The following is a 21749-nucleotide window of genomic DNA, read 5'->3' on the forward strand; positions in this document are numbered from 1 at the left end:
TTTAAAAACTGGCCATATAAAAAATAATCGAACTGTCACTTAAGTTAAGGGCAGTTACTTTTTATAATGATGATATAACATTTAGAAAATTTAATAAATAGCAAGGGGAGAATTATAATGAATATTAGAGAAGTAGTAACAGAAGCTGATTTACATGATGTATTCCCTGTATTACAGCAATTACGAACAAAAATTTCAAGAGAAGAAGCAAGTTCTTTATTTCAAAAAATGAAAGAAGAAAATTATAAACTACTTTCGTTACAGAATGAAGATGATGAAGTTGTTTGTCTTGCTGGTGTAGCAATTTGTACGAACTTTTATAATGAGAAACATGTTTTCGTATATGACCTTGTAACTGCGGAAGCTCACAGATCGAAAGGATATGGTAAAGTTCTTCTGTCATATGTAGAAAAATGGGGGAGAGAAAAAGGGTGCAGTTCTATCGTTCTTACATCAGCGTTTCCAAGAGTTGATGCCCATCGTTTTTATGAAAGAGAAGGCTATGATAAGGTAAGTTATTCTTTTTATAAAGAGTTATAATATTAAGTAGGTTCCGTGTGTAAAAATATATGGAACCTATTTTCTTTTACAGATTTGAGCTAGGAACAGGTCTAGTAATATAATTTGTCGAATATTAGAAATTAATAAGGCGATATTGTATTTAGAGAATGTTAGGAGCGTTTATACTTGGAAAAAATAAAGAAATTATCTATACCAAATGATGTAAGAGTCATCATTATTTCTGATATTCATGGAGAATTAGATCTTTTTAAGGAACTACTACATAAAGTTAATTTTAAAGATGATGATTATTTAATTATAAATGGCGACCTTTGTGAGAAGGGGAACGATAGCATCGGCGTAGTAAACTACGTCATGGATTTAGTAGTTAGCAAGCCAAATGTTTATGTAGTTGAAGGGAATTGTGAAGTTGTAGTTGAAGCGCTTGTAAATGAAAATCCTGCGCTAATAAATTATTTATGTACGCGAAAAAATACAATTTTTAATGAATGGCTAGGGAAATTGAACATTACAGTTAATGAAGAAAGTGATATTCGTGAAGTGAAAAACATATTGATGAGCCATTTTTCAAAAGAAATAAAGTGGCTAACAGAATTGCCGACAGCGATTGAAACAGAAGATTATATCTTTGTACATGCTGGTCTTGAAGATAGAGAGAATTGGAGACAAACAGACAGGAAAAATGCAATTGCAATGCCAGAGTTTTTTAATAAGTCACATAGAGCGGATAAGTACGTAATTGTTGGACATTGGCCTGTTGTGAACTATTCCGAAGAGGCGCCGTCTAACAATCCAGTTATTGATAAGGAGAAAAAAATTATTGCGATTGATGGTGGTAATGCGATTAAAGAAGCAGGGCAATTAAACGCATTTATTATACAGAGGACAACTTTAGGTGATACGTTTTCTTATACATATGTAGATCATTTTCCACAGTATGAGGTATTGGCCGATTTTAATGCGAATTCAGTAATGCAGGGCGGGGTTACATATCCGCATTATTACATAAAGCCTGTGGAGAGAATGAAAGGTTTTACCGTATGTAAACAACTAGGAACAAATGAATTACTTCATGTGAAAAACGAGTATATAAAGCAACTTGAATCAGGTGAGTATACAGTGAAAACGGATATTTCTTGTGCGCAAATCAGTATTAGAAAAGGGGATACAGTTTCTTTAATTGATGATAGCTGCATGGGATATGATTTAATTAAAAAAGATGGTGTAGAAGGCTGGATTGAGAAAGGAATTCTACTTGAGGTAGAAAAGAAGGGGAATACAATATTTAGCTAAAATAGGAGGGGTATAACCTCCTATTTTTTATTAACTATGCTACGAGTTCGTACTTCATCTAATTTTTTCCGAAGTTCCGTTTCTAGATTAAACTCGAAAAAATTGGCTAATTTACATAAATAATTCGTATTTTATAACAAAATTATACAATATAGAGTAGAGTTTTGTTTTGATTTTTCTGAAAAAATATTATAATTGTATATGAAATAAAGAGGAATGTAGGAGGAAATTATGCAAAACGTTATATTAAAGGGGAACAAAGTTACAATTCGTACAATAGAAGAATCAGATATAAAAACATTATGGAATCTCGTATTTAAAGAAGAGAATCCAGAATGGAAGAAATGGGATGCGCCATATTTCCCTTTCTCAATGCAAGAATGCCCATCTTATAAAGAGAAGATGCAAGCTCGTTTAAAAGAAGAACCACTGTCAAATTTAATTATAGAAAATAACGGCCAAATTATAGGGACAGTCGGATTTTATTGGGAGCATAAACCGACGCGTTGGTTAGAAATGGGAATCGTAATTTATGACCCAGCATACTGGAATGGTGGATATGGTACAGAAGCATTAACATTATATAGGGACTTACTATTTGAAAATATGGAGATTGGTAGAGTAGGGCTTACAACCTGGTCTGGCAATGAAAGAATGATGAAAGTAGCAGAGAAAATAGGAATGAGCTTAGAAGGAAGAATGCGAAAATGCCGATATTATAACGGGACATACTATGATTCTATTCGAATGGGAATGATTCGTGAAGAATGGGAAGCGCTACGTGTAACAAAGGGGTGAGGAAGCATGTACGCTATCATTGCTACATTTGATTGTGTGTTTACTAATAAAGTTAGAGAATTGCAAAATGAATTAACGAATATAATTGAAACAAATGAACTAGCCGGAGTAGAACCACATATAACATTGGCTGATTATAAGGAGTTAGATGTTAATTTATATACGAAGAGATTAGAGGAGTTTGTAGCTTTTCAAGAGAACATCTCCACTGTAACTTTTCCTTCTGTTGGAACTTTTCCTACTAACGGAACTATCTTTCTAGCACCGACCATTACCGATGAATTATTAAGACTTCATCATTCTTATCATGATTATTTCAAAACTTTTCATGATAATTCGAATTCATATTACGTGCCAGGAAAATGGGTTCCGCATTGCACGATTTCTAATGGGTTAAATTCAAATCAATTTTTAAGTGTAATGGAATATATATATGGAAAATTTGATGTTACAATAGCTTCGATTGAGAAGTTAAAATTAATTAAGGTAAATTATGAAAATGGTTTTGCCATTTCTTCTAGTATATTAGCAGAATATAATTTAATGAGAATGGAGACATCGAGATGACATATGTAATTAGAGAAATGAAGCAAGAAGATATTCATGCTGTACAAAACGTAGCAAAAATAGCTTGGCATGATACTTACGAAGGAATTATTCCGAGAGAGATTCAAGATAGTTTTTTAGAGGAAGCATATTCTGATGAAAAAATGAAATATCGTCTTAAAAATACACATTTATTCGTTGCAGAAGAAGAGGGAGAAGTAATTGGATTTGCGAATTTTTCACCTGTTAGACTGCAAAATGAAGCAGAATTAGGTGCGATTTATTTGTTACCAGATCAGCAAGGAAAAGGGATAGGAAGTGCTTTGTTAAAAAGAGGGATTAACGGACTTAAAGGGATTCGGAAACTGTACATACATGTAGAAGCAGCAAATGAAAAAGGAAAGCGTTTTTATGAAGCGAAAGGTTTTGCAGCTTTAGAGCAATTTGAAGAAGATTTTGAAGGACATTTGATGCAGACAATAAGGATGGTTTTATACATATAGGGAGGAGCAGGAATGAAAATATTTGACTTTAGCGGAAAAATGGGAAAGCACATATCAGTATTTCAATCTAATTTCATAATGTCGAAAATATTAAACGATCAAGGGAATATACATATCGGCGCTATGCATTTACAAGAGAATGGAATCATCGGATATCATGAAGCAGTTGTGTCGCAGCTGCTTCTTATTGTGGATGGTGAAGGATATGTATGCGGGGCAAATAAAGAAAAAGTGAAGATAGAAGCTGGACAAGCTGTGTTTTGGGAGAAGGGTGAGTTACATGAAACAAGTACGGAAAAAGGATTGATGGCAATTGTAATTGAGTCAGACGGTCTTGAAAATGGTATTTCAATGATGATTAGAGGGCAGGAGGGAGAAAGGAATGATTACAAAAGCGAATGAGAAAGAAGCGGAAAAAATATTACATTATGCAGCTCAATCACTTTTCGAAGGAACGAGAGGGAATTGTCAGTTAAGTAAAGAAAAAGCGATTGAAATTACAAAGCCAATAATAGAAAAAGGGGCATATTATTTAGTCATTAAAGAAGAAAAAAAAGTAATGGGATGGATATTAATAGGGGAAAATACAGACTATTTTTCTCGTGAAAAACTTGGATTTATATATGAGCTGTATGTGTTTTCAGAATATCGCGGGAGAGGATTATCGCGAGAATTGATGGAGGCTGGCATTAAGGAATTGAAGGAGAAGTATTCAGAAATTCGCTTAAATGTATTTGCTGGGAATTTTGCGAAAGAGATGTACGAAGAACTTGGGTTTGTTGAAAGACAGGTAATTATGACTTTGAAGTAAGTACAATAGCCTGAACGGGAGAAGAGAAAGAATGAGAAAAGAAAATGAGTATGTTGCGTATTTACAAAGGATATATCCTCAATTACAAATAAAATCGGTTTATGTAAATGAAATAGGTCAAAATAATGATGTATTAATTGTAAATGATAATATAGTATTTCGTTTTCCGAAATATGAAAAAGGTATTCAGAAACTTCGAGTAGAAACAAAGCTGTTAGAGAAAATAAGACCCTTCATTACGCTCCATATTCCCAATCCATGTTATCAAAGATTTCAAGATGAAGTGCCAGGGAAAGTATTTACAGGATATGAAATGATTGAGGGAGAACCGTTTTGGAAAGACATTTTTACAGAAATAAATGATGAAAAACAAATACAGAAACTTGCGTGCACATTAGCGGGATTTTTAAAAGAGTTACACGAAATTCCGTTATCTATATTTGAAGGTATTATGCAATATGATGGTACTGATATGTATTCAGAAATAAATAGTTTATATAGCAAATTACAAGAACATGTTTATCCATTCATGAGAACTGAAGCGAGAAAAGAGATCTCAAAATCATTTGAGTTATATTTAAATGAATCTAGTCACTTTAACTTTACCCCTAGTCTTGTTCATGGGGATTTTGGCATGACAAACATCTTATATAGTGCAACAAAGCGGGATATTTCAGGGGTTATAGATTTTGGTGGTGCGAGCATGGGAGATCCTGCTTATGACTTTGCGGGGATATTAGCTAGTTATGGAGAGGAGTTTTTACAACTCTTTTCGGTGCATTATCCTAATTTAGAAGCAGTAAAGGAACGAATGTATTTTTACAAAAGTACATTTGCTCTTCAAGAAGCATTATTTGGTGTCCTGAATAATGATAAAAAAGCCTTTCAAGCTGGAATAGCAGAATATGTATAAAAGCCGATTTCAAATCGGCTTTTTATTATCGATACATCGTCCACATTCCAATATCTTTAAACCCTAATCGCTTATAAATTCGTCCGGCAGCTGGATTGTTATAAAATAAGCAAAGCGTTCTGCCTTCATTGGTGAAGTCTTGAATCATTTTCTGTAATATGAGCGAAGCATAGCCATTTCCGCGATGATTCGGATGTGTACATACTCCAACAACCATAGCAGATAATGAATTTTCAGCGGAAGTTGAGGAGGATGCGATGATTGCGCCGTCTTTTTCAATATAATATGTACGTCCTGTATTTGTTTCGATAGCTTGCCTTAACATTTTTTCTGATTCATTAGCAGCCGGGAATTCAGCGATGTCACTTCGTAATTTCATAATTCGTTCTATATCATCGAGTGAGGCAAGTTTAATTGTTTCATGAATTGGTGTGCTAGGTAAGTTGCTGTCATTTAGACATTCGCAAAAATACATTTCATTTTTGGTGCCTAGTTGTACACTTGGAGCAGTTTCAAATCTTTCTACAATAGTTGGACTTGCCAGAGAGTTTAAGCGGCTTATATGCGGAAAGAAGTGCCTCATAGTCAGTAACCACAAACTCTTCTTTACTATACGGTATAAATGTATCGTGAAAGCGGAGTAAAATGGATTTTAATGTTCCATTCTCTTTAAATACACCCCATAATTCTTGAAAGTCTGTTTCATAACCGAAAGCTTCTAAATCCCCAATAATAAATAAGTTAAGGGCTGCTTCTTCTTTTAGAAAAGAAAATACTTGTTTATGATCTTTCTTTGTTAATTTTCTCATCATAACGAATCGACCTCTTTTTTATTTTTCTAAATATTACAACTTAAGTTTTTTGAAATCAATATAAAATTTTATGTTTAGTTCACCAACTTTCGGAAAAACTAGGAAAGATATGACAAAGGAGGTTATGAACGGTGGATCATCCAATTCAAGGGTTAATGAGAGCAGCAATGGAAAATTTGAAGGAAATGGTCGATGTAAATACGATTGTTGGGGAGCCTGTTCAAACGGCTGACGGTGGTGTAGTGTTAACAGTTTCTAAAGTGGCGTTCGGTTTTGGAGCAGGAGGATCTGACTTCCAGACGAATGATGGACAAAGAGCGAACGGTAACCCTGCATTTGGTGGCGGTAGCGCGGGTGGTGTTTCTATTACACCAGTAGCATTTCTAGTCGTGAATAAAGACGGGATAAATATTCTTCATCTACAAAATGCGACACATTTAGCAGAAAAAATAATTGAATTAGCTCCGCAAACAATTGATAAAATTCAATCGATGTTCCAAAAAGAAGAAAAGAAAGAGGGAAATAATCACCCTCAAAACCCAGATGATATCCTTTAAAAACGCCTGCTCATAAGCAGGCGTTTTTTCTTGTAATCAGTATGTAATAAAACACATGAAATTGTAAATAGTTTTTGAAGTTTTTTCTATGTTTCTAAAATTTTTCATGTTAAAATATGCTATAGAATTGAAACATATAAAACGAAGGTGGCTAGGTGCTTTGTCTGGAGGATCTGACCAAGTAAACAATATGATATATATTAATGGTAATCGTCGGGGTCATTGTTTTATTACATCTGGAATTACGTTTAAAGAGTTTGCAAGTAACATCCCTTCACCGCTTCATCAAGTATTGCTTTTAAAGCATAATTTTGAGTGGACAGATTTTCATTATCATACTTTATTTGAATATGTTGAGGAAGAAAACATACATAAACTCATTCAAGCAGAGATTGATGAATTTGATGAATTTTGTTGGGTAGATTTCGATGATGCAAGCGATTTAGATGAGTTAGAGCCAAAAGAAATTGCAGAATTATTATATTTGGCTCACAAAAAAGAACCACTTGGAAGAACGTTCTTCCCATTGTTGAAGAATAGATTCGTTTATTTTTCACATGATGACGGTTGGTACAACAAAGTGTATTACCGTAGAATCGGTGATTTTGTAGGAATGCTGAGTAAAGTGATTCCATATAAACTCGGTTCGTTTGGAAAGAAACGTTTTACTTTCTTCCAAAAATCAAAAATTTTCCCAGCAATTTCAAAGGAAGTTATCCTTGGGCTTATGCCGTTAATGGAAGATGGGTTATACATTGATTTAGCGGGGAAAATTGAGTCGAGAAGAGGTCTTGAAATTCCGGTATATGTAGTAGGATCATTCGAAAGTACGGATGAGGTACTAGATAATATCGATGAATTGAAAGCGGAAGCAACAGAAACGGGTTGGCTCATTTTTGATAAGAAAGAACAAGAGTGGCAATGGGTTGTAGACTAAGAAAACTTGGCGCATGAAGTCAAGTTTTCTTGTCTTTTGAAAGGAGAACAAATGAAGAAATATTATACAATTGTGGGTATTGTAAGTATTATTCTCGTGGCAATATTACTTATAACTTGTCCGAAAGAATCAGATTTTAAATTGTATTTAGAGGATAAGTATGCATTAAAATGTGACGAGAGTAGCTTTGAATGCACGCAAAATGTAGATGAAAAAAAAGAGAAATTACAGTTTGAAAGTATTGATGCACGAAATGGTGTTTTCTTTATGACTGTAAAGCAAACGTATAAAACAGAAGCTGGTGTTATGAAAGAATATAGCGGAGTAGGTATATTCGGTACATTTCTTTTTGTTTCAGAGAAGACTTTCTAGTAATAGAAGGTCTTTTTTTTATGCTTATGTTCATATAGATGAAGTAAGACAAGCATAGGAGGGGTATTGATGAAGAAGGGATGTATCGTTTGTGGTGGTGAGGAGTTTTTTTCTTCAACATTATATGCACGTACGAAACAAGATTGGGCATATGCGCCAAACATGTACCGATTTGAAAAGGTGTTTATTGAGCATAGAGATGAAGAAAATTATCCGGTTTTTCAAGAAATTACAGCGAAGCATTGTTGTGGATGCGGTCATATCATGTTGTATCATGAATGAACACACCAAGTATAACTTGGTGTGTTTTTTTTAAAATGCTGATAAAGCAAGCGGATATAGTAAAGTGAATAAAACAGAAAAGCTGCCAAAACCAATTGCGGTATATCCAAGTGTTCTTGCCCCAAAATTGACAGCTAACAAGCCAACTAAAATAGCAAGGGAGCCGAGTGTAACAGGATAAAAAGCAATGGAGAATAACGAAAGAAATAATGCGACATAGCCTATCATTGCACCGGTGTTTGTACCTTCTATTTCATTTGCAATTTCTTTGCGCTCATGTCTAATCGGAATACCAGCTGGAGATATTTCAGCTGCATACTCTTCGTTTTTTTCACCACTTTTAAAATGATGATTTCTCTTTCTTCGCATGTACATCCCTCTCTTTCAATTGGGTGTATCTATAGTATCTTTCATAAGAAGCAGAACATGAGTATGAGTTAAACCCAAGTAAAGCAAAAATTGGAGAAAATAGATTCCATTGTTATCCTGTTTATCCCGCTATTTGCCGTGCAGTAAGACCCCCACCTCAAAATTCGGCTGGAGCAAAGAAGTTAGATGGGAGTCGGGCTGCCAGTAAAAGCCCGATTGGTTCAAATAATGATCAGTGGGGGACGAACAAACCCCCCCACTGATTAAAGTTTCACTTTATCTCCTTATGAAGATAAACAGGGATTTTGGAACATGATGTAGAATGAAATGAATGATAATACGTGAAGGTAGGGGAATGTATGGCGAAGTTTAATTGGCATGAATCGGCAGAGAAAAAATGGGATAACAATGCAGAGTTTTGGAATCAAAATAGTCAAGAAATGTGGGATAGCGGGAGCAGGAGTACAATCATTCCATTTTTTGAGCAGTACGTGGAAAAGGAAGTACAAGTGTTAGATGTTGGCTGTGGTGATGGGTATGGTACATATAAATTAAGTCTTACTGGCTACAAAGCGGTTGGGGTGGACTTATCGGAAGTTATGATTCAAAAGGGTAAGGAGCGCGGAGAAGACCCAAATTTATCTTTTATAAAAGGTGATCTTTCTTCATTACCATTTGAAAATGAGGAATTTGAAGCAATTATGGCAATTAATTCTTTAGAATGGACCGAGGAGCCGTTGCGAGCATTAAATGAAATAAAGCGTGTTTTAAAGAAAGATGGATACGCATGTATTGCAATTTTAGGACCGACAGCAAAACCGAGAGAGAACAGTTATCCGCGCCTATATGGCAAAGACGTTGTTTGCAATACGATGATGCCTTGGGAATTTGAACAGTTAGCAAAAGAACAAGGATTTGAAGTTGTAGATGGTACCGGCGTATATAAGCGCGGAGTAAATGAGAAGATGTTAGGTCAGCTACCTACAGAGTTACAACAAGCGTTAACATTTTTATGGGTATTTATGTTAAAAAACGTGTGACAAAATTGAAGGATTTTAGGAGGTAAATAAGTGCAGAAAATACAAAAAACTGATACAATATCATCAGAATCAATTAAAGGGGGACTAGGGTACATGACAACTACTACAACAGTTAAATCTGATATTGAAATCGCACAAGAAGCAAGTATGAAGAAGATTCAAGAAATTGCAGCTAATTTAAATATTTTAGAAGAAGAACTAGAGCCATACGGACATTATAAAGGCAAGTTATCTCTTGATATTTTTAAGCGTTTACAAGATGAGAAAGACGGTAAAGTTGTTTTAGTAACAGCAATTAACCCAACTCCAGCAGGAGAAGGTAAATCAACAGTAACAGTTGGTTTAGGTCAAGCTTTTAATAAAATTGGTAAGAAAACAGTAATTGCACTTCGCGAACCATCTCTTGGACCAACAATGGGATTAAAAGGCGGAGCAGCAGGTGGCGGTTATTCTCAAGTAGTACCAATGGAAGATATTAACCTTCACTTTACTGGAGATATTCATGCGATTACAACTGCCAATAACGCATTAGCGGCGTTCATTGATAATCATATCCAACAAGGAAACACACTTGGAATTGATACGCGTAAAATCGTTTGGAAACGCTGTGTTGATTTAAATGATCGTGCCCTTCGTAACGTAGTAATTGGCCTTGGTGGACCGGTTCAAGGTGTACCACGTGAAGATGGTTTTGATATTACAGTAGCATCTGAAATTATGGCCGTATTCTGCCTTGCAACAGATATTCAAGATTTAAAATCACGTCTATCTCGCATTGTTGTCGCTTATAATTTTTCAAATCAACCTGTAACAGTTAAAGATTTAGGAGTAGAAGGAGCGTTAACACTTCTATTAAAAGATGCATTAAAACCGAACTTAGTACAAACATTAGAAAATACACCAGCTATCATTCATGGCGGACCATTTGCGAATATCGCTCACGGTTGTAACAGTGTTATCGCTACGACAATGGCAGCAAAATTAGGTGATTATGTTATTACAGAAGCTGGATTCGGTGCAGATTTAGGTGCCGAGAAGTTTTTAGATATTAAAGCACGTGCAGCTGGTATTAAACCAGAAGCGGTAGTTATTGTTGCGACTATTCGTGCGCTTAAAATGCACGGTGGTGTGGCGAGAGATCAATTAAAAGAAGAAAATGTAGATGCGTTAGCAAAAGGTATGGAGAACTTACAGAAGCATGTTGAAACAATTCAAAGCTTCGGTGTTCCTTTCGTAATTGCCATTAACAAATTCATTACTGATACAGATGCAGAAGTTGCATACTTACAAGAATGGTGCAATGAGCGTGGCTATGCAGTATCCTTAACAGAAGTTTGGGAGAAAGGTGGTCAAGGCGGAGTTGACCTTGCTGAGAAAGTGTTAAAAGAAATTGAAAAAGGTGAAAACAACTACGCACCACTTTATGAATTAGAATTACCATTAGAAGAAAAAATTCGTACAATTGCTCAAAAAGTGTACGGCGCAAAAGATATTGAATTTGCTCCGAAAGCACGTAAGCAATTAGCTCAATATGAAGGAGAAGGTTGGAGTAACCTACCGATTTGTATGGCGAAAACACAATACTCTCTTTCAGATGATGCAACAAAATTAGGTCGCCCATCTGACTTTATCGTTACAATTCGTGAATTAAAACCATCTATCGGTGCAGGATTTATCGTTGCGTTAACAGGAACAATGTTAACAATGCCAGGCCTTCCTAAACAACCAGCAGCACTACAAATGGATGTAAATGAAGATGGAAAAGCAGTAGGTTTATTCTAAAAGGTTGTAATTCATCTCGTTTATCTGTAAACTATATATACATCAAGTGGCGCCTTTCCATCGAAAGGCGCCTGTTTTTTGGAGGAAATTATGTTTGATCCAACTGCTTTTGAAAATTTAAAGGTAATTGTGGAAGGAGCTGTCTATGATTTCGATTTACACGGTGATATTCTCGTAACGGATCGAAAAGATGTGATGGACCTTGCTTCATTAAGTCGTATGTATAGTATTTCATTTCAACTAACAGAAACATTTAAAACGATGGTAGAGGCGACATTTTCACTATCTGTTGATGCAAAGAATTTATCAGGTGAAATATTAGAAGTACCTCAGTTTATACCAGGTTGTGAAATGAAGCTGGAATTCTCGTTCGAAATGGAGCAACCAGAGATAGGATGCGAAGAAATTGAAACTTTATTGCATTCTATATGGGGAAAAGAGCGAATGATTACGCAAAAAATTTCATACGAATATAATAAGCAAGCGATTTCATATCATAATAAGGTAGAGGTTCTATTTCAAAAATCGATTACAGAAGACCATGTTGATGATTTAATAGCTGTTATTTCACACATGATAGAAACGGTGCGAACAATACAACATTTTCTTCAAAAATAGAGATAAAGGAGAAAAACAAATGATAAAAGATATGCAACCATTTTTACAACAAGCTTGGGAGAAGGCTGGTTTTAAAGAATTTACTGAAATTCAAAAACAAGCGATTCCAACTATTTTAGAAGGACAAGACGTTATTGCTGAATCTCCAACTGGAACAGGAAAAACATTAGCGTACTTATTACCACTTTTACATAAAATTAATCCTGAAGTTAAACAACCGCAAGTTGTAATTTTAGCGCCAACTCGTGAACTTGTTATGCAAATTCATGAAGAGGTTCAAAAGTTTACAGCGGGAACTGATATTTCAGGTGCGTCTTTAATTGGAGGTGCGGATATTAAGCGCCAAGTTGAAAAATTAAAGAAACATCCGAGAGTTATTGTCGGTTCACCAGGACGTATTTTAGAATTGATTCGTATGAAAAAATTAAAGATGCATGAAGTGAAAACGATTGTATTTGATGAGTTTGATCAAATTGTAAAACAAAAGATGATGGGTGCTGTACTTGATGTAATTAAATCAACGATGCGCGATCGTCAATTAGTATTCTGCTCGGCGACAATAACAAAAGCTGCAGAAGATGCGGCACGTGATTTGACAGTTGAACCACAATTAGTACGTGTAACACGTTCAGAGGCACAGAGCCTAGTTGAACATACGTATATCGTTTGTGAGCGTCGTGAAAAAAATGATTATATTAGAAGAGTTATGCATATGGGAAATGTAAAAGCAGTTGCCTTCTTAAATGATCCATTCCGTTTAGATGAAATTACTCAAAAACTGAAGTTCCGTAAAATGAAAGCAGCAGCACTTCATGCAGAGGCAAGCAAACAAGAGCGTGAAGTAACGATGCGCGCGTTCCGTAGCGGGAAATTAGAAATATTACTTGCTACTGATATTGCAGCACGTGGATTAGATATCGATGATTTAACACACGTAATCCACTTAGAGTTACCAGATACAGTAGACCAATATATTCACCGCTCAGGACGTACTGGACGTATGGGCAAAGAAGGAACAGTTGTTTCTCTTGTAACAGAACAAGAAGAGCGTAAATTACTTCAATTTGCGAAAAAATTAGGTATCGTGTTTACGAAACAAGAAATGTTCAAAGGAACATTTGTAGAATCGAAACCACCGGCACCAAAGAAAAAGAAACCAGCTTTTACTGGTAAGAAAAAGCCTAGATAAATAATGAGAAAGACGTAACTATGCCTACTGGTAAAGTGTTTAACTTTGCTGATAGTGAAGGGAATTACTTTGCAGTAATGGAAAAAAATAAATAATTATATAGTTATGTGAAAATCCCCCTCGTAAATAATGAGGGGGATTAAATATTTGAAGTCAATTTTTTATTAACGAGTTGTTCTATAAAAAATGTTCCTTTTTCAATTGCAGTCTCAATATAACCAACGATTTGATCAAATGAAAACACTTGTAAGTTTTCGTGCAAGTGTTGCTCAGGATATAGCATATCTTCAAAAATATATTGCCGAAAAGCTAAAACATTCTCTCTAGAAACCGCCTCTATATTCACAATGTTAGCCTCTTGATTAAGTAGGGTGAAGAGCTGCTGTTCTTTATCGTAATGATGCAACAATTGTGCGTTCAATAATTTAAAATCGTTATAGTACATAGGTGCGATAGTTTCGTCGTTTTCTATTCTGTTTTTAAGCCAAGGTAGAAAAAAGCCGCTTAGCCAATTATCATCGGCAATGAGGTGGGTATAATAACCTAAAATATAGGGGGAATCTATATGATCTTCGTATTTATGAATAAATGAATCATAATCTATTCTTCTCGTATAGTTCTTCGTTGTACCAGCGTAAAAATGGGAAGCTCCTTTTTCTTCTTTTGAATGAACAGCATCAGGAGCTACACCACCAAGTAAGAAAGAAGTTTTATCTTGAATAGAAAGTTTCTCAGCAATACCGCTCGCGATAATGATATGCATAATTCGTGATCCCATGAATAACACCTCTATTTCATGTATTCATTTTAGGGAGCTGTCTGAACGTGTAGTATTACTTTCCCTATACTTTGTCTACTTTCGACCCATCCATGTGCTTTCCCTGCATCTTGAAGAGGAAAAGATTTCGTAGCTTTAATTTGTAAACTTCCATCGCGTAAATAACGGAAAACTTGATTCGCAGTTTCTTGAAGCAATTCAGGACGTTTTTTTCGTGTAGTGCCAAAGCTGAAACCGAGTATAGAACGGCAACTAGCATGTAAATCTTTCGTTTGAAAACTACCAACTTCTCCGCTAGCATTGCCGAAATGGACGAGACGACCGTAATAAGCAAGGCATTCTAAACTTCTTTCGGACACAGTACCAGAAATAGAATCTAAAACAATATTAACGCCTTCTCCATTTGTAAGCTGATTTACCCTCTCTACAAAATCTTCATCTTGATGACAAATAACATAATTGGCTCCTGCATCAAAAGCGATTTTTCTTTTCGCTTCACTTCCAACAGTACCGATAACTTTTTTAGCCCCTAATAGTTTTGCAAGTTGAATCGCTGTAGTACCAATTCCACCAGCAGCTGCATGAATTAGAACAGATTCACCTTGCTGAAGTCTTGCAACATTTGCAAGTAAATTGTAGCTTGTAAAAGATACGATAGGGCAGGCAGCTGCAGTTTGGAAATCAACTTCATCAGGTAATACAAAAGTAAGATTTTCGTTCGCGACAACATATTCAGCGTAAGAGCCATTTTGAGGAAAAGTAATGACACGCTGGCCAGGATAAATATTTTTCACATGAGAACCTACGTGTTCTACAATACCAGCTGCATCTATCCCTGGAATAAAAGGTAAGGCTTTGTTTCCTTTTTTGCCATAACGTGATTTAATATCGGCGAAATTAACACTAGTAGCGACAACACGAATTAAAACTTGATTGTTTGAAATAGCCGGCATCTCCACGTCTGTATATTTCATCACTTCAGGACCACCGAACGAAGTTACAATGATAGCTTTCATATAATATCCTCCTAAATTTGACTATATAAATCATTTTAAATCTTCATTAAGAATTGGAAAATTATATAATTGTTATGCAAGGTTATAAGTGAAGCTTATGAAGTCATTGGATCATTATATTAATGTATATAAAAAACTTTTTGAAAAAATCGAACGAAATATCAATTACTTGCCAATATATAGTGTATGACAAGGGAGGGAAGGTACATGAAGGATGAAACAGTGTATACAGATTTAATCCAATTAACTTTATCAGGCAATAAAGAAGCATATAGCGAATTGTATGATAAAACGATTCAAGAAGTATATAAGACAGCACATTTTTTAATAGAAGATAAAACGGATGTAGATGATATCGTTCAGGAAATATACATACAACTATATGAATCGCTTCGTAAATATGATATCGAGAAGCCATTTCGTCCTTGGCTAATTGGACTTGCGATTAAACAAATTCATTCTTATAGAAGAATGAGGTGGATGCGATTACGAATTATAAAAAAAGCAGAAGAGCAAAGAAAACCAGTACAAATTGATTTTTCTAGCGATGTTGTAAGTAAAATATCAAATCAAAAATTAATCGAACTCATTCATAAGTTACCGTATAAATTGAAACAAGTTATTATCTTAAGATACTTACACGATTACTCTCAAGAAGAAGTAGCACAAATATTACATATTCCAATCGGTACAGTGAAGTCTAGAATTCATGCGGCATTAAAGAAACTACGCCAAAAAGAACAAGTAGAAGAAATCTTTTTAGGAGAGGTAGGGAATGTGAAATGAGCTTAGATTGTAGAGTTAGAGAATCTATACAAGAAGAAGTGAAGGGGATTGTAGCCCCGCCGGAGTTAAAAGAAAAAGTAATTGTTCAGATTAAAATGAAGCGAGGGGGGAACAAAAGGAAGAAGCGCCTTATTGCAGGAGTACTTGCAGCAGCATTTTTAATCCCGACGACTGGTTTTGCTTATCAATCTATTATGGCAGATGGTATATACGGATCTTTTGAAAACTTAAAGAAGCATGCCGGCAGTTTAACATTAGAAGGATACATGCGCTTTAGTGCGAAATTGTCACAAGCGAAAAATGAAATTGGTGCAAAAGAATATGAAGAGTTTACAAAAGAACTAAAGAAATTAACGAATGCAAAGCTTGAGTACGGGGATTCGAATGGTAATATTGATTATGATCAATTATCACCAGCTAAAAAAGAGGAATTGAAAAAGGTAGAAATGGAGCTTCAGCCGTATTTTGATAAATTAAATGGGCATAAATCTAGTAAAGAAGTATTAACTTCAGAAGAGTATGAACAATATATGGAAGCGTTAATGTCATATCAAACTGTATTAGTAAAAGCGAAATCGAGCGGTGGGATAACAGTAGAAGAAGTACCTGAAGCGTATAAAGAAAGATTTATTAAAGCAGAACAGTTTATGGAGTATGTAGATGGAAAGGTGAGATAAGTAAAAAAGCTCATAGCTTAAGCTGTGAGCCTTTCTTATTGAAACGTAAATATATTAACCACCTATTCCTTTTGCTAGTAATAAGAAATATACAAATACTAGTATTACTCCATTTAATGCCGTACCAACTATTTTAAATAGCCAAGTCTTTGATGCGATCGCAAAAATAATACCGAGTAATGAAAGAGTACTTAGAAGCACAATAATTAATGTTAAATTTGCATTAGGTCCTCTTAAAACAAAGAAAGAACATATACTTGCGATAAACGTTAGAAACGAGAAAGTCCCTAATTTCATAATAAGTCTCCCTTGTTTGAAATGTATTTTGATTTAGTGCACGACTTTCTTTAGTTTAACATAAATTTCCTATTACCAATTAAATATATGAACAATAAAAAACGAGTATAAAATCCACTTGATTTCATACTCGTTTTACTATTATTTAAATTTTCTTACGGCATGTATAGCGACCCTTACAAGTAATATCGCACTTATAAATAAACCGCCGTAACCAACGACACTTAAAAATTGATTATTGGGTTCTTTCGCATTGTTTGCTAAATGCAATACGCCTACCGAAATTCCACCAAATGCAGTTCCAATAAATGCAATGAGGAATTGTGAGATAAACGTAGTAATGAATGATGCATTTGTTTCGTCAGAGAAAAAGCCGACCTTTACGGATAATTCTCCGTTTTCTAGTTTTGAACTTAAATCATCTAGTTTTCTAGGAATGCGTCGTATGGCAGGTAACATAGAGAGTAATTCGTTTGTTGCAGCTTCTTTTAAACTAGAATAATTGTTAACCGGCATGAAACTAGCTGCATGATCTTCCGCAAAGCGCTTCGCTTCGTCCATTAAATTGAATTCAGGATTTAGTTGCAGCATCGTTCCTTCTAGCGTAATTAGAGAGCGGAAAGCTCCTGCAACCATTGGATAAAATGCTAATTCAAACTCAGAGATTATTTGAAACAACCCTTGAATGAATTCTTCAGAACCATTTGTAGAAACGTACGTACTTTGGATTAATAATTGGCTGATAGATTGTTCTAATCCTTCTTTATCAACATTTGGTTTCTTTTCAACTAGTTGAAGCAGCCCATCAAGCAAGACATATGAATTTTTGCGCTCAAAGCCGATAAGTAGTCGCTTGAATGCATCTTGTTGTAGTGTTCCTAATCGTCCGACAGAACCGAAATCAAGTAATGCAGGAGTGCCATCACGAAGAATATACACATTACCTGGATGAGGGTCTGCATGGAAAATACCTTTAAAGAAAATTTGTTCTAAAATACAATCAAAGAGTTGCCGTTGTACTTTTTTCGTATCAATTTGTAATTCATTTAATAATGCTGACCCACTTTTAACACTTACTCCATCCAAAAATTCAAGCACAAGTATTTTTGAATTACTGTATTCTTGATATACTTTCGGTATTTTTACTTTCGTTTCGCTATGTTTTAGTGAATCAGACACTTGTTCGAAGTTACGAGCTTCAATTTTGAAATCAATTTCTTCTTTTAATGCGATAGAGAAGCCGTGTGCTAAATCAAGAAATCCAATATTTTTAGCCCAAGTTGATTTGTTGGAAATCCATAAAGCAAAGTGAATTAAAATATCTAAGTCACGTTTAATTGTCTCAGAAATATTAGGACGTAGTAGTTTCACAACGACATCCTGGTCGTTTTCTTTCAACTTCGCTTTATGTACTTGGCCAATAGAGGCGGCAGCTAACGGTTCCATTTCAAAGGAGCTGAAAATTTCATCTTTCGGTATATGTAGTTCCTTTATCAATATTTCTTCAACTTGTTTTTGTGATAAACGTGTTACATTTTCTTGAAGGTTTGATAACTCGTGAATAAAAACAGGTGGTAATAAATCAGATCGAGTTGATAAAACTTGTCCGAATTTAATAAATACACCACCGCATTCTTCTAGTGTATTTCGAAGTGAAGTGGCGAGCTTACGATCTGCTTCTGGTGAGCGCTTTAAAGCTAAATATTTTCCCATTCCATGTTTTATTGCAATAGAAGAGACGCGCATATATCTTTTTTGTCTACCAATCTTAGAGAAGAATTTTGAAATAGGATTTCGGCTTTCCATTACTACGTCATCCATTTCGCTACGCTTAATAGGATCAAATAATTCAAAAACTAGGTAACAAAGCATCGATACAATTAATGAGCTTCCTAGCCAAAAGTATCTATCAACACCGACAATCGATTCATCTTGATAGCGTAAATATAAAAACCAATACATAGCTGACGTAATTGAAACACCTAAAGTGGCCGCACTTGCTTGTTTGAAAAAATTTAGTTTTGTCCCAATTAGTCGACCACTAATAAAAGACATAATGATTGCTAGTAAAAAAAGTTGAAAAAACATTGTATCATTCCTCCGAATTTTATTCGATAACTGTATTATACAGGAATATAATTATTCTAAAAACAAGCCAAGGAAGAACAATCCTTGACTTGCACGATTAAATAGAGTATTCAATTATATTTTTTCATAGTTGCATTGTCCTTTTGTATAAAACAATCTAATAGTGAATAACCCGCAATTAGGCTAATTATAGTAACGAAAGTTGTGTTCACGAGAATAATATTAGCTAAATAAGGTAGGTATTCGCCAAGTGGTGAAAAGAGTAATGCAGGGGAAAAGGAAATGAATAGTGTAGGCACTGTAATAGCAATAAATTTATCCGGTTGAAAGCTCCAGCTTTGTTTATTCATTGAATGATTAATAGATTGAAGGAATCGTAATAAAATGCCAACTATAAGAGGGAAGAGTGTAAAGTAGAATAATCTTGGATAAACGTTAAAATTCACTTGCGCGTCTGTATCTAAATAAAATTGAATTTTTACTCCGACAAATAATAATAAGACGATAAATAATGTAAAGCAGAGGTATAGTATCACTTTTTGCATTCCATTCCACCATCCTTTACTCAAAATATATTCAAAAAAAGAAGAGATATACAATAACTACTGTTGTATATCTCTTCTTATACTGTTAGTTAATAGTGGAGTTTGCCTTTTCTTGCTTCGTGAAATAATCAATAATGCCCATTGCGCTAATTTCTATATCTAGATATAAAATGTTATAAACGGAATGATCTGATGGAACGTTTAACTTTGTAAGGTGAGAAGAAATTTTATCCATTAATACAGTTTGTAAAGCTTTAGTCGCTTCATCGAAATCATTATACTGTTCAAAGACCTCTTTTCCAGTATGAACGAAAATAGGTAACCAATGTTCCAGTTGGTTATATACTTCTGTAACATTGGATGATGCGCCGTAATGACCGAAATAAATAGTATCTACATTCATACTTTGAATATGATTTTTAGAAGCAATCATCGCATTTGGTTGGAATTGTGAAGGGGACGTTGATGGTAAATATAGTTCTACACCAAGGTCTGCGAGTTCTCTATAGTAAATTCCTATTGTATCGCCAGTAAAAATGCCATTTGTTAATGAATCGTGAATGCTAATATGGTGCTTAGCATGTCCCGGTGTATCGTAAAATGTAAGTGTACGGTCTTCTGCAATTTTTAACGTATCACCATTTTGTACAATACGAACACGTTCTTCTTCAATTGGAAGAATTGGATCAAAAAGTTTATCAAAATCTTCTTTGTACACAGCTTTTGCACCTAAAATGAGTTTTGTTGGATCAATCAGATGACGAGCACCGCGAGAATGCACAAATAAAGTAGCATTTGGGCACTTTTCCATCATTAAACCAGCAGCCCCGGCGTGATCTAAATGAACATGTGTAACGATAATGTTTTTTACATCATTTAAATTAATATGTAATTGTTGTAAGCCGTCTAAAATATACGGAAGAGAAGGGGCCGCACAAGTTTCAATTAAAGTAATATCGTCACCTAATAAAACGTAAGTACCTGTTCGTTCAATATGTTGTAAGTCATAATCATCAATAAGATATAGATGAGAAGATAGTTGTTCTACTTTTTTCATACTTACCACTCCTTATATACGGTATGTATCTATTATACGCTAAAAACAGAAAAAGACAGAAAACGAAAGCTCGTCTTCTGCCCTTTTGTAATGTAGTTATTTCATTTGTTCTTTATTGATAGACATAACGAACAGTCCAACAATGCCACCAACGATCGGAAGCATAATTTCTCCTGCTAAATTAAAGTAGGAGCTTAAAAATAAACCATTTACATCGATTACCCAGCCAATAACATACAATAACATCATATATAGTACGAAATAAAACTCGCGATTTGAAATCGTTTCATGTTGTGCAGTTTTCATAATGAACACCATCCTTTTCTATTATAATGGAAATATAAACTGTCACATTTTGTTCACAAATTAATTGTAAAACTTTCCATCATAAAAGTCTAGTATATTGTGTCGAACTTTCGAACGAAAATAAAGCGCTATCATTACGGTATGTGAATACGTAATAAGAGCTGTATATTCACGAATGTAGTATAGTATAAACATAGAATGATAGTGAAGAGAGGGGTATGAACAATGACAGTTTATGATTTTTCAGCTAAAACAATAACAGGAGAAGAAAAATCGTTAAAAGATTACGAAGGAAAAGCACTTCTTATTGTAAATGTAGCTAGTAAATGTGGATTTACACCACAATATAAAGGCTTACAGGAAGTATATGATAAATATAAAGACCAAGGACTAGAAATACTCGGTTTCCCTTGTAATCAATTTGGGGGACAAGAACCAGGCACAGAAGCTGATATTACTAGTTTTTGTGAATTGAACTACGGTGTGAACTTCCCAATGTTTGCAAAGATTGATGTAAAAGGTGACAAGGCTCATCCACTTTATACATACATGACAGAACAAGCACCAGGTTTACTCGGTATGAAAGCAGTGAAATGGAACTTTACTAAGTTTCTAATTGGAAAAGACGGGAAAATAGTAGGGCGTTTTGCGCCGCAGACGAAGCCGGTGGATTTAGAGGTTGAGATTGAGAAGGTGCTTGGGGAATAATTAGGAGTTAGCTATCTATTATGTTTACTAAAAAACACCTCAAAGAACAAAGTTGAAGTGAACCCGAATAGTGGTACATGAAAAAAACACCTCCTGAATTCGCATACTAAGTATGCAAATTCAATGGAGGTGTTTTTCGTTTGAAGA

Annotated in this window: 27 protein-coding genes and 2 pseudogenes; 20 read left to right on the plus strand and 9 right to left on the minus strand. The window is 34.8% G+C overall.

Going from position 1 to position 21749, the window contains the following annotated elements:
* The first annotated feature begins 117 nt into the window (after positions 1 to 117).
* The 8 genes from DET63_RS28905 to DET63_RS28940 all read left to right on the plus strand — a co-directional run bounded on the left by DET63_RS28905 (position 118) and on the right by DET63_RS28940 (position 5386).
* The gene (locus tag DET63_RS28905) at positions 118 to 540 is read left to right on the plus strand and encodes a GNAT family N-acetyltransferase (RefSeq protein WP_113938543.1); all 423 of its coding nucleotides are present in this window, start codon (positions 118 to 120) and stop codon (positions 538 to 540) included.
* 147 nt (positions 541 to 687) lie between these two features.
* A complete protein-coding gene (locus DET63_RS28910; protein ID WP_113938544.1) occupies positions 688 to 1815 on the plus strand; it encodes a metallophosphoesterase in 1128 nt (375 codons plus the stop codon).
* 231 nt (positions 1816 to 2046) lie between these two features.
* Positions 2047 to 2613, plus strand: coding sequence for a GNAT family N-acetyltransferase (locus tag DET63_RS28915; protein ID WP_113938545.1), 567 nt, complete (start codon positions 2047 to 2049; stop codon positions 2611 to 2613).
* Positions 2614 to 2619: 6 nt separating this feature from the next.
* A complete protein-coding gene (locus DET63_RS28920) occupies positions 2620 to 3180 on the plus strand; it encodes a 2'-5' RNA ligase family protein (RefSeq protein ID WP_113938546.1) in 561 nt (186 codons plus the stop codon).
* Positions 3177 to 3662, plus strand: a complete 486-nt coding sequence (locus DET63_RS28925; protein WP_113938547.1) for a GNAT family N-acetyltransferase — start codon at positions 3177 to 3179, stop codon at positions 3660 to 3662. Before DET63_RS28920 ends, DET63_RS28925 begins: the two co-directional genes overlap by 4 nt.
* 12 nt (positions 3663 to 3674) lie before the next feature.
* On the plus strand, positions 3675 to 4064 hold the full coding sequence (locus tag DET63_RS28930) for a cupin domain-containing protein (RefSeq protein ID WP_113938548.1): 390 nt from the start codon (positions 3675 to 3677) through the stop codon (positions 4062 to 4064).
* Positions 4045 to 4473 carry a GNAT family N-acetyltransferase gene (locus DET63_RS28935; RefSeq protein ID WP_113938549.1) on the plus strand — a complete coding sequence of 143 codons (429 nt, stop codon included), beginning with the start codon at positions 4045 to 4047 and terminating at the stop codon, positions 4471 to 4473. The genes DET63_RS28930 and DET63_RS28935 overlap by 20 nt, the downstream gene beginning before the upstream one ends.
* Positions 4474 to 4504: 31 nt before the next feature.
* On the plus strand, positions 4505 to 5386 hold the full coding sequence (locus DET63_RS28940; RefSeq protein WP_113938550.1) for a phosphotransferase family protein: 882 nt from the start codon (positions 4505 to 4507) through the stop codon (positions 5384 to 5386).
* A 25-nt stretch (positions 5387 to 5411) separates the two neighbouring features.
* Here the strand turns inward: DET63_RS28940 and DET63_RS28945 are convergent.
* Positions 5412 to 6198, minus strand: a pseudogene (locus tag DET63_RS28945) (GNAT family N-acetyltransferase).
* A 131-nt stretch (positions 6199 to 6329) separates the two neighbouring features.
* Between DET63_RS28945 and ytfJ the strand changes: the two are divergent.
* The 4 genes from ytfJ (at position 6330) to DET63_RS28965 (ending at position 8346) form a co-directional block, all read left to right on the plus strand.
* Positions 6330 to 6755 (plus strand): GerW family sporulation protein, encoded by a 426-nt coding sequence (gene ytfJ / locus DET63_RS28950; protein WP_113938551.1) that lies wholly within the window; start codon positions 6330 to 6332, stop codon positions 6753 to 6755.
* Between the two features lie 160 nt (positions 6756 to 6915).
* Positions 6916 to 7692: a hypothetical protein gene (locus tag DET63_RS28955; protein WP_002085994.1), complete on the plus strand. Its 777-nt coding sequence runs from the start codon at positions 6916 to 6918 to the stop codon at positions 7690 to 7692.
* A gap of 51 nt (positions 7693 to 7743) precedes the next feature.
* Positions 7744 to 8064 (plus strand): hypothetical protein, encoded by a 321-nt coding sequence (locus DET63_RS28960; protein WP_002165916.1) that lies wholly within the window; start codon positions 7744 to 7746, stop codon positions 8062 to 8064.
* Positions 8065 to 8133: 69 nt separating this feature from the next.
* On the plus strand, positions 8134 to 8346 hold the full coding sequence (locus tag DET63_RS28965) for a hypothetical protein (protein ID WP_002012518.1): 213 nt from the start codon (positions 8134 to 8136) through the stop codon (positions 8344 to 8346).
* A 30-nt stretch (positions 8347 to 8376) separates the two neighbouring features.
* Here the strand turns inward: DET63_RS28965 and DET63_RS28970 are convergent, their stop codons facing one another.
* Positions 8377 to 8715: a hypothetical protein gene (locus DET63_RS28970; protein ID WP_001253195.1), complete on the minus strand. Its 339-nt coding sequence runs from the start codon at positions 8713 to 8715 to the stop codon at positions 8377 to 8379.
* A gap of 359 nt (positions 8716 to 9074) precedes the next feature.
* Between DET63_RS28970 and DET63_RS28975 the strand changes: the two genes are divergently transcribed.
* The 5 genes and pseudogenes from DET63_RS28975 to DET63_RS28995 form a co-directional block, all read left to right on the plus strand.
* On the plus strand, positions 9075 to 9755 hold the full coding sequence (locus DET63_RS28975) for a class I SAM-dependent methyltransferase (RefSeq protein ID WP_113938552.1): 681 nt from the start codon (positions 9075 to 9077) through the stop codon (positions 9753 to 9755).
* Positions 9756 to 9848: 93 nt separating this feature from the next.
* The gene (locus DET63_RS28980; protein WP_002031556.1) at positions 9849 to 11537 is read left to right on the plus strand and encodes a formate--tetrahydrofolate ligase; all 1689 of its coding nucleotides are present in this window, start codon (positions 9849 to 9851) and stop codon (positions 11535 to 11537) included.
* Positions 11538 to 11627: 90 nt separating this feature from the next.
* Positions 11628 to 12155 (plus strand): hypothetical protein, encoded by a 528-nt coding sequence (locus DET63_RS28985; RefSeq protein WP_002065080.1) that lies wholly within the window; start codon positions 11628 to 11630, stop codon positions 12153 to 12155.
* Positions 12156 to 12174: 19 nt separating this feature from the next.
* Positions 12175 to 13344: a DEAD/DEAH box helicase gene (locus tag DET63_RS28990; RefSeq protein WP_002012513.1), complete on the plus strand. Its 1170-nt coding sequence runs from the start codon at positions 12175 to 12177 to the stop codon at positions 13342 to 13344.
* A 14-nt stretch (positions 13345 to 13358) separates the two neighbouring features.
* Positions 13359 to 13439, plus strand: a pseudogene (locus tag DET63_RS28995) (VOC family protein); the annotation flags it as partial.
* Positions 13440 to 13483: 44 nt separating this feature from the next.
* Here DET63_RS28995 and DET63_RS29000 read toward each other — a convergent pair.
* Positions 13484 to 14122, minus strand: a complete 639-nt coding sequence (locus DET63_RS29000; RefSeq protein ID WP_113938553.1) for a zinc dependent phospholipase C family protein — start codon at positions 14120 to 14122, stop codon at positions 13484 to 13486.
* A 29-nt stretch (positions 14123 to 14151) separates the two neighbouring features.
* Positions 14152 to 15138: a quinone oxidoreductase family protein gene (locus tag DET63_RS29005; RefSeq protein ID WP_113938554.1), complete on the minus strand. Its 987-nt coding sequence runs from the start codon at positions 15136 to 15138 to the stop codon at positions 14152 to 14154.
* A gap of 207 nt (positions 15139 to 15345) precedes the next feature.
* Here DET63_RS29005 and DET63_RS29010 point away from each other — a divergent pair, with 207 nt between their 5' ends.
* Together DET63_RS29010 and DET63_RS29015 are read left to right on the plus strand one after the other, a co-directional pair.
* Positions 15346 to 15924, plus strand: coding sequence for a sigma-70 family RNA polymerase sigma factor (locus DET63_RS29010; protein ID WP_113938555.1), 579 nt, complete (start codon positions 15346 to 15348; stop codon positions 15922 to 15924).
* Positions 15921 to 16601: a DUF3600 domain-containing protein gene (locus DET63_RS29015; RefSeq protein WP_113938556.1), complete on the plus strand. Its 681-nt coding sequence runs from the start codon at positions 15921 to 15923 to the stop codon at positions 16599 to 16601. Before DET63_RS29010 ends, DET63_RS29015 begins: the two co-directional genes overlap by 4 nt.
* Before the next feature lie 54 nt (positions 16602 to 16655).
* Here the strand turns inward: DET63_RS29015 and DET63_RS29020 are convergent, their stop codons facing one another.
* The 5 genes from DET63_RS29020 to DET63_RS29040 form a co-directional block, all read right to left on the minus strand.
* Positions 16656 to 16898, minus strand: coding sequence for a hypothetical protein (locus DET63_RS29020; RefSeq protein WP_113938557.1), 243 nt, complete (start codon positions 16896 to 16898; stop codon positions 16656 to 16658).
* A gap of 141 nt (positions 16899 to 17039) precedes the next feature.
* Complete coding sequence (locus DET63_RS29025; protein ID WP_113938558.1) at positions 17040 to 18986, minus strand: ABC1 kinase family protein; 1947 nt, start codon at positions 18984 to 18986, stop codon at positions 17040 to 17042.
* 110 nt (positions 18987 to 19096) lie between these two features.
* Entirely contained in the window at positions 19097 to 19531 is a 435-nt protein-coding gene (locus DET63_RS29030) for a hypothetical protein (protein WP_113938559.1), read from the minus strand.
* An 85-nt stretch (positions 19532 to 19616) separates the two neighbouring features.
* A complete protein-coding gene (locus DET63_RS29035; protein ID WP_113938560.1) occupies positions 19617 to 20597 on the minus strand; it encodes an MBL fold metallo-hydrolase in 981 nt (326 codons plus the stop codon).
* Positions 20598 to 20684: 87 nt separating this feature from the next.
* Positions 20685 to 20894, minus strand: a complete 210-nt coding sequence (locus tag DET63_RS29040) for a DUF3925 family protein (RefSeq protein ID WP_060488575.1) — start codon at positions 20892 to 20894, stop codon at positions 20685 to 20687.
* 225 nt (positions 20895 to 21119) lie between these two features.
* On the opposite strand from DET63_RS29040, the gene bsaA reads away from it, so the two are divergent.
* Positions 21120 to 21602 (plus strand): glutathione peroxidase, encoded by a 483-nt coding sequence (gene bsaA / locus DET63_RS29045; RefSeq protein ID WP_002065095.1) that lies wholly within the window; start codon positions 21120 to 21122, stop codon positions 21600 to 21602.
* The last annotated feature ends 147 nt before the right edge of the window (positions 21603 to 21749 follow it).

Source organism: Bacillus sp. DB-2, assembly GCF_003315125.1.
Classification (GTDB): domain Bacteria; phylum Bacillota; class Bacilli; order Bacillales; family Bacillaceae_G; genus Bacillus_A; species Bacillus_A mycoides.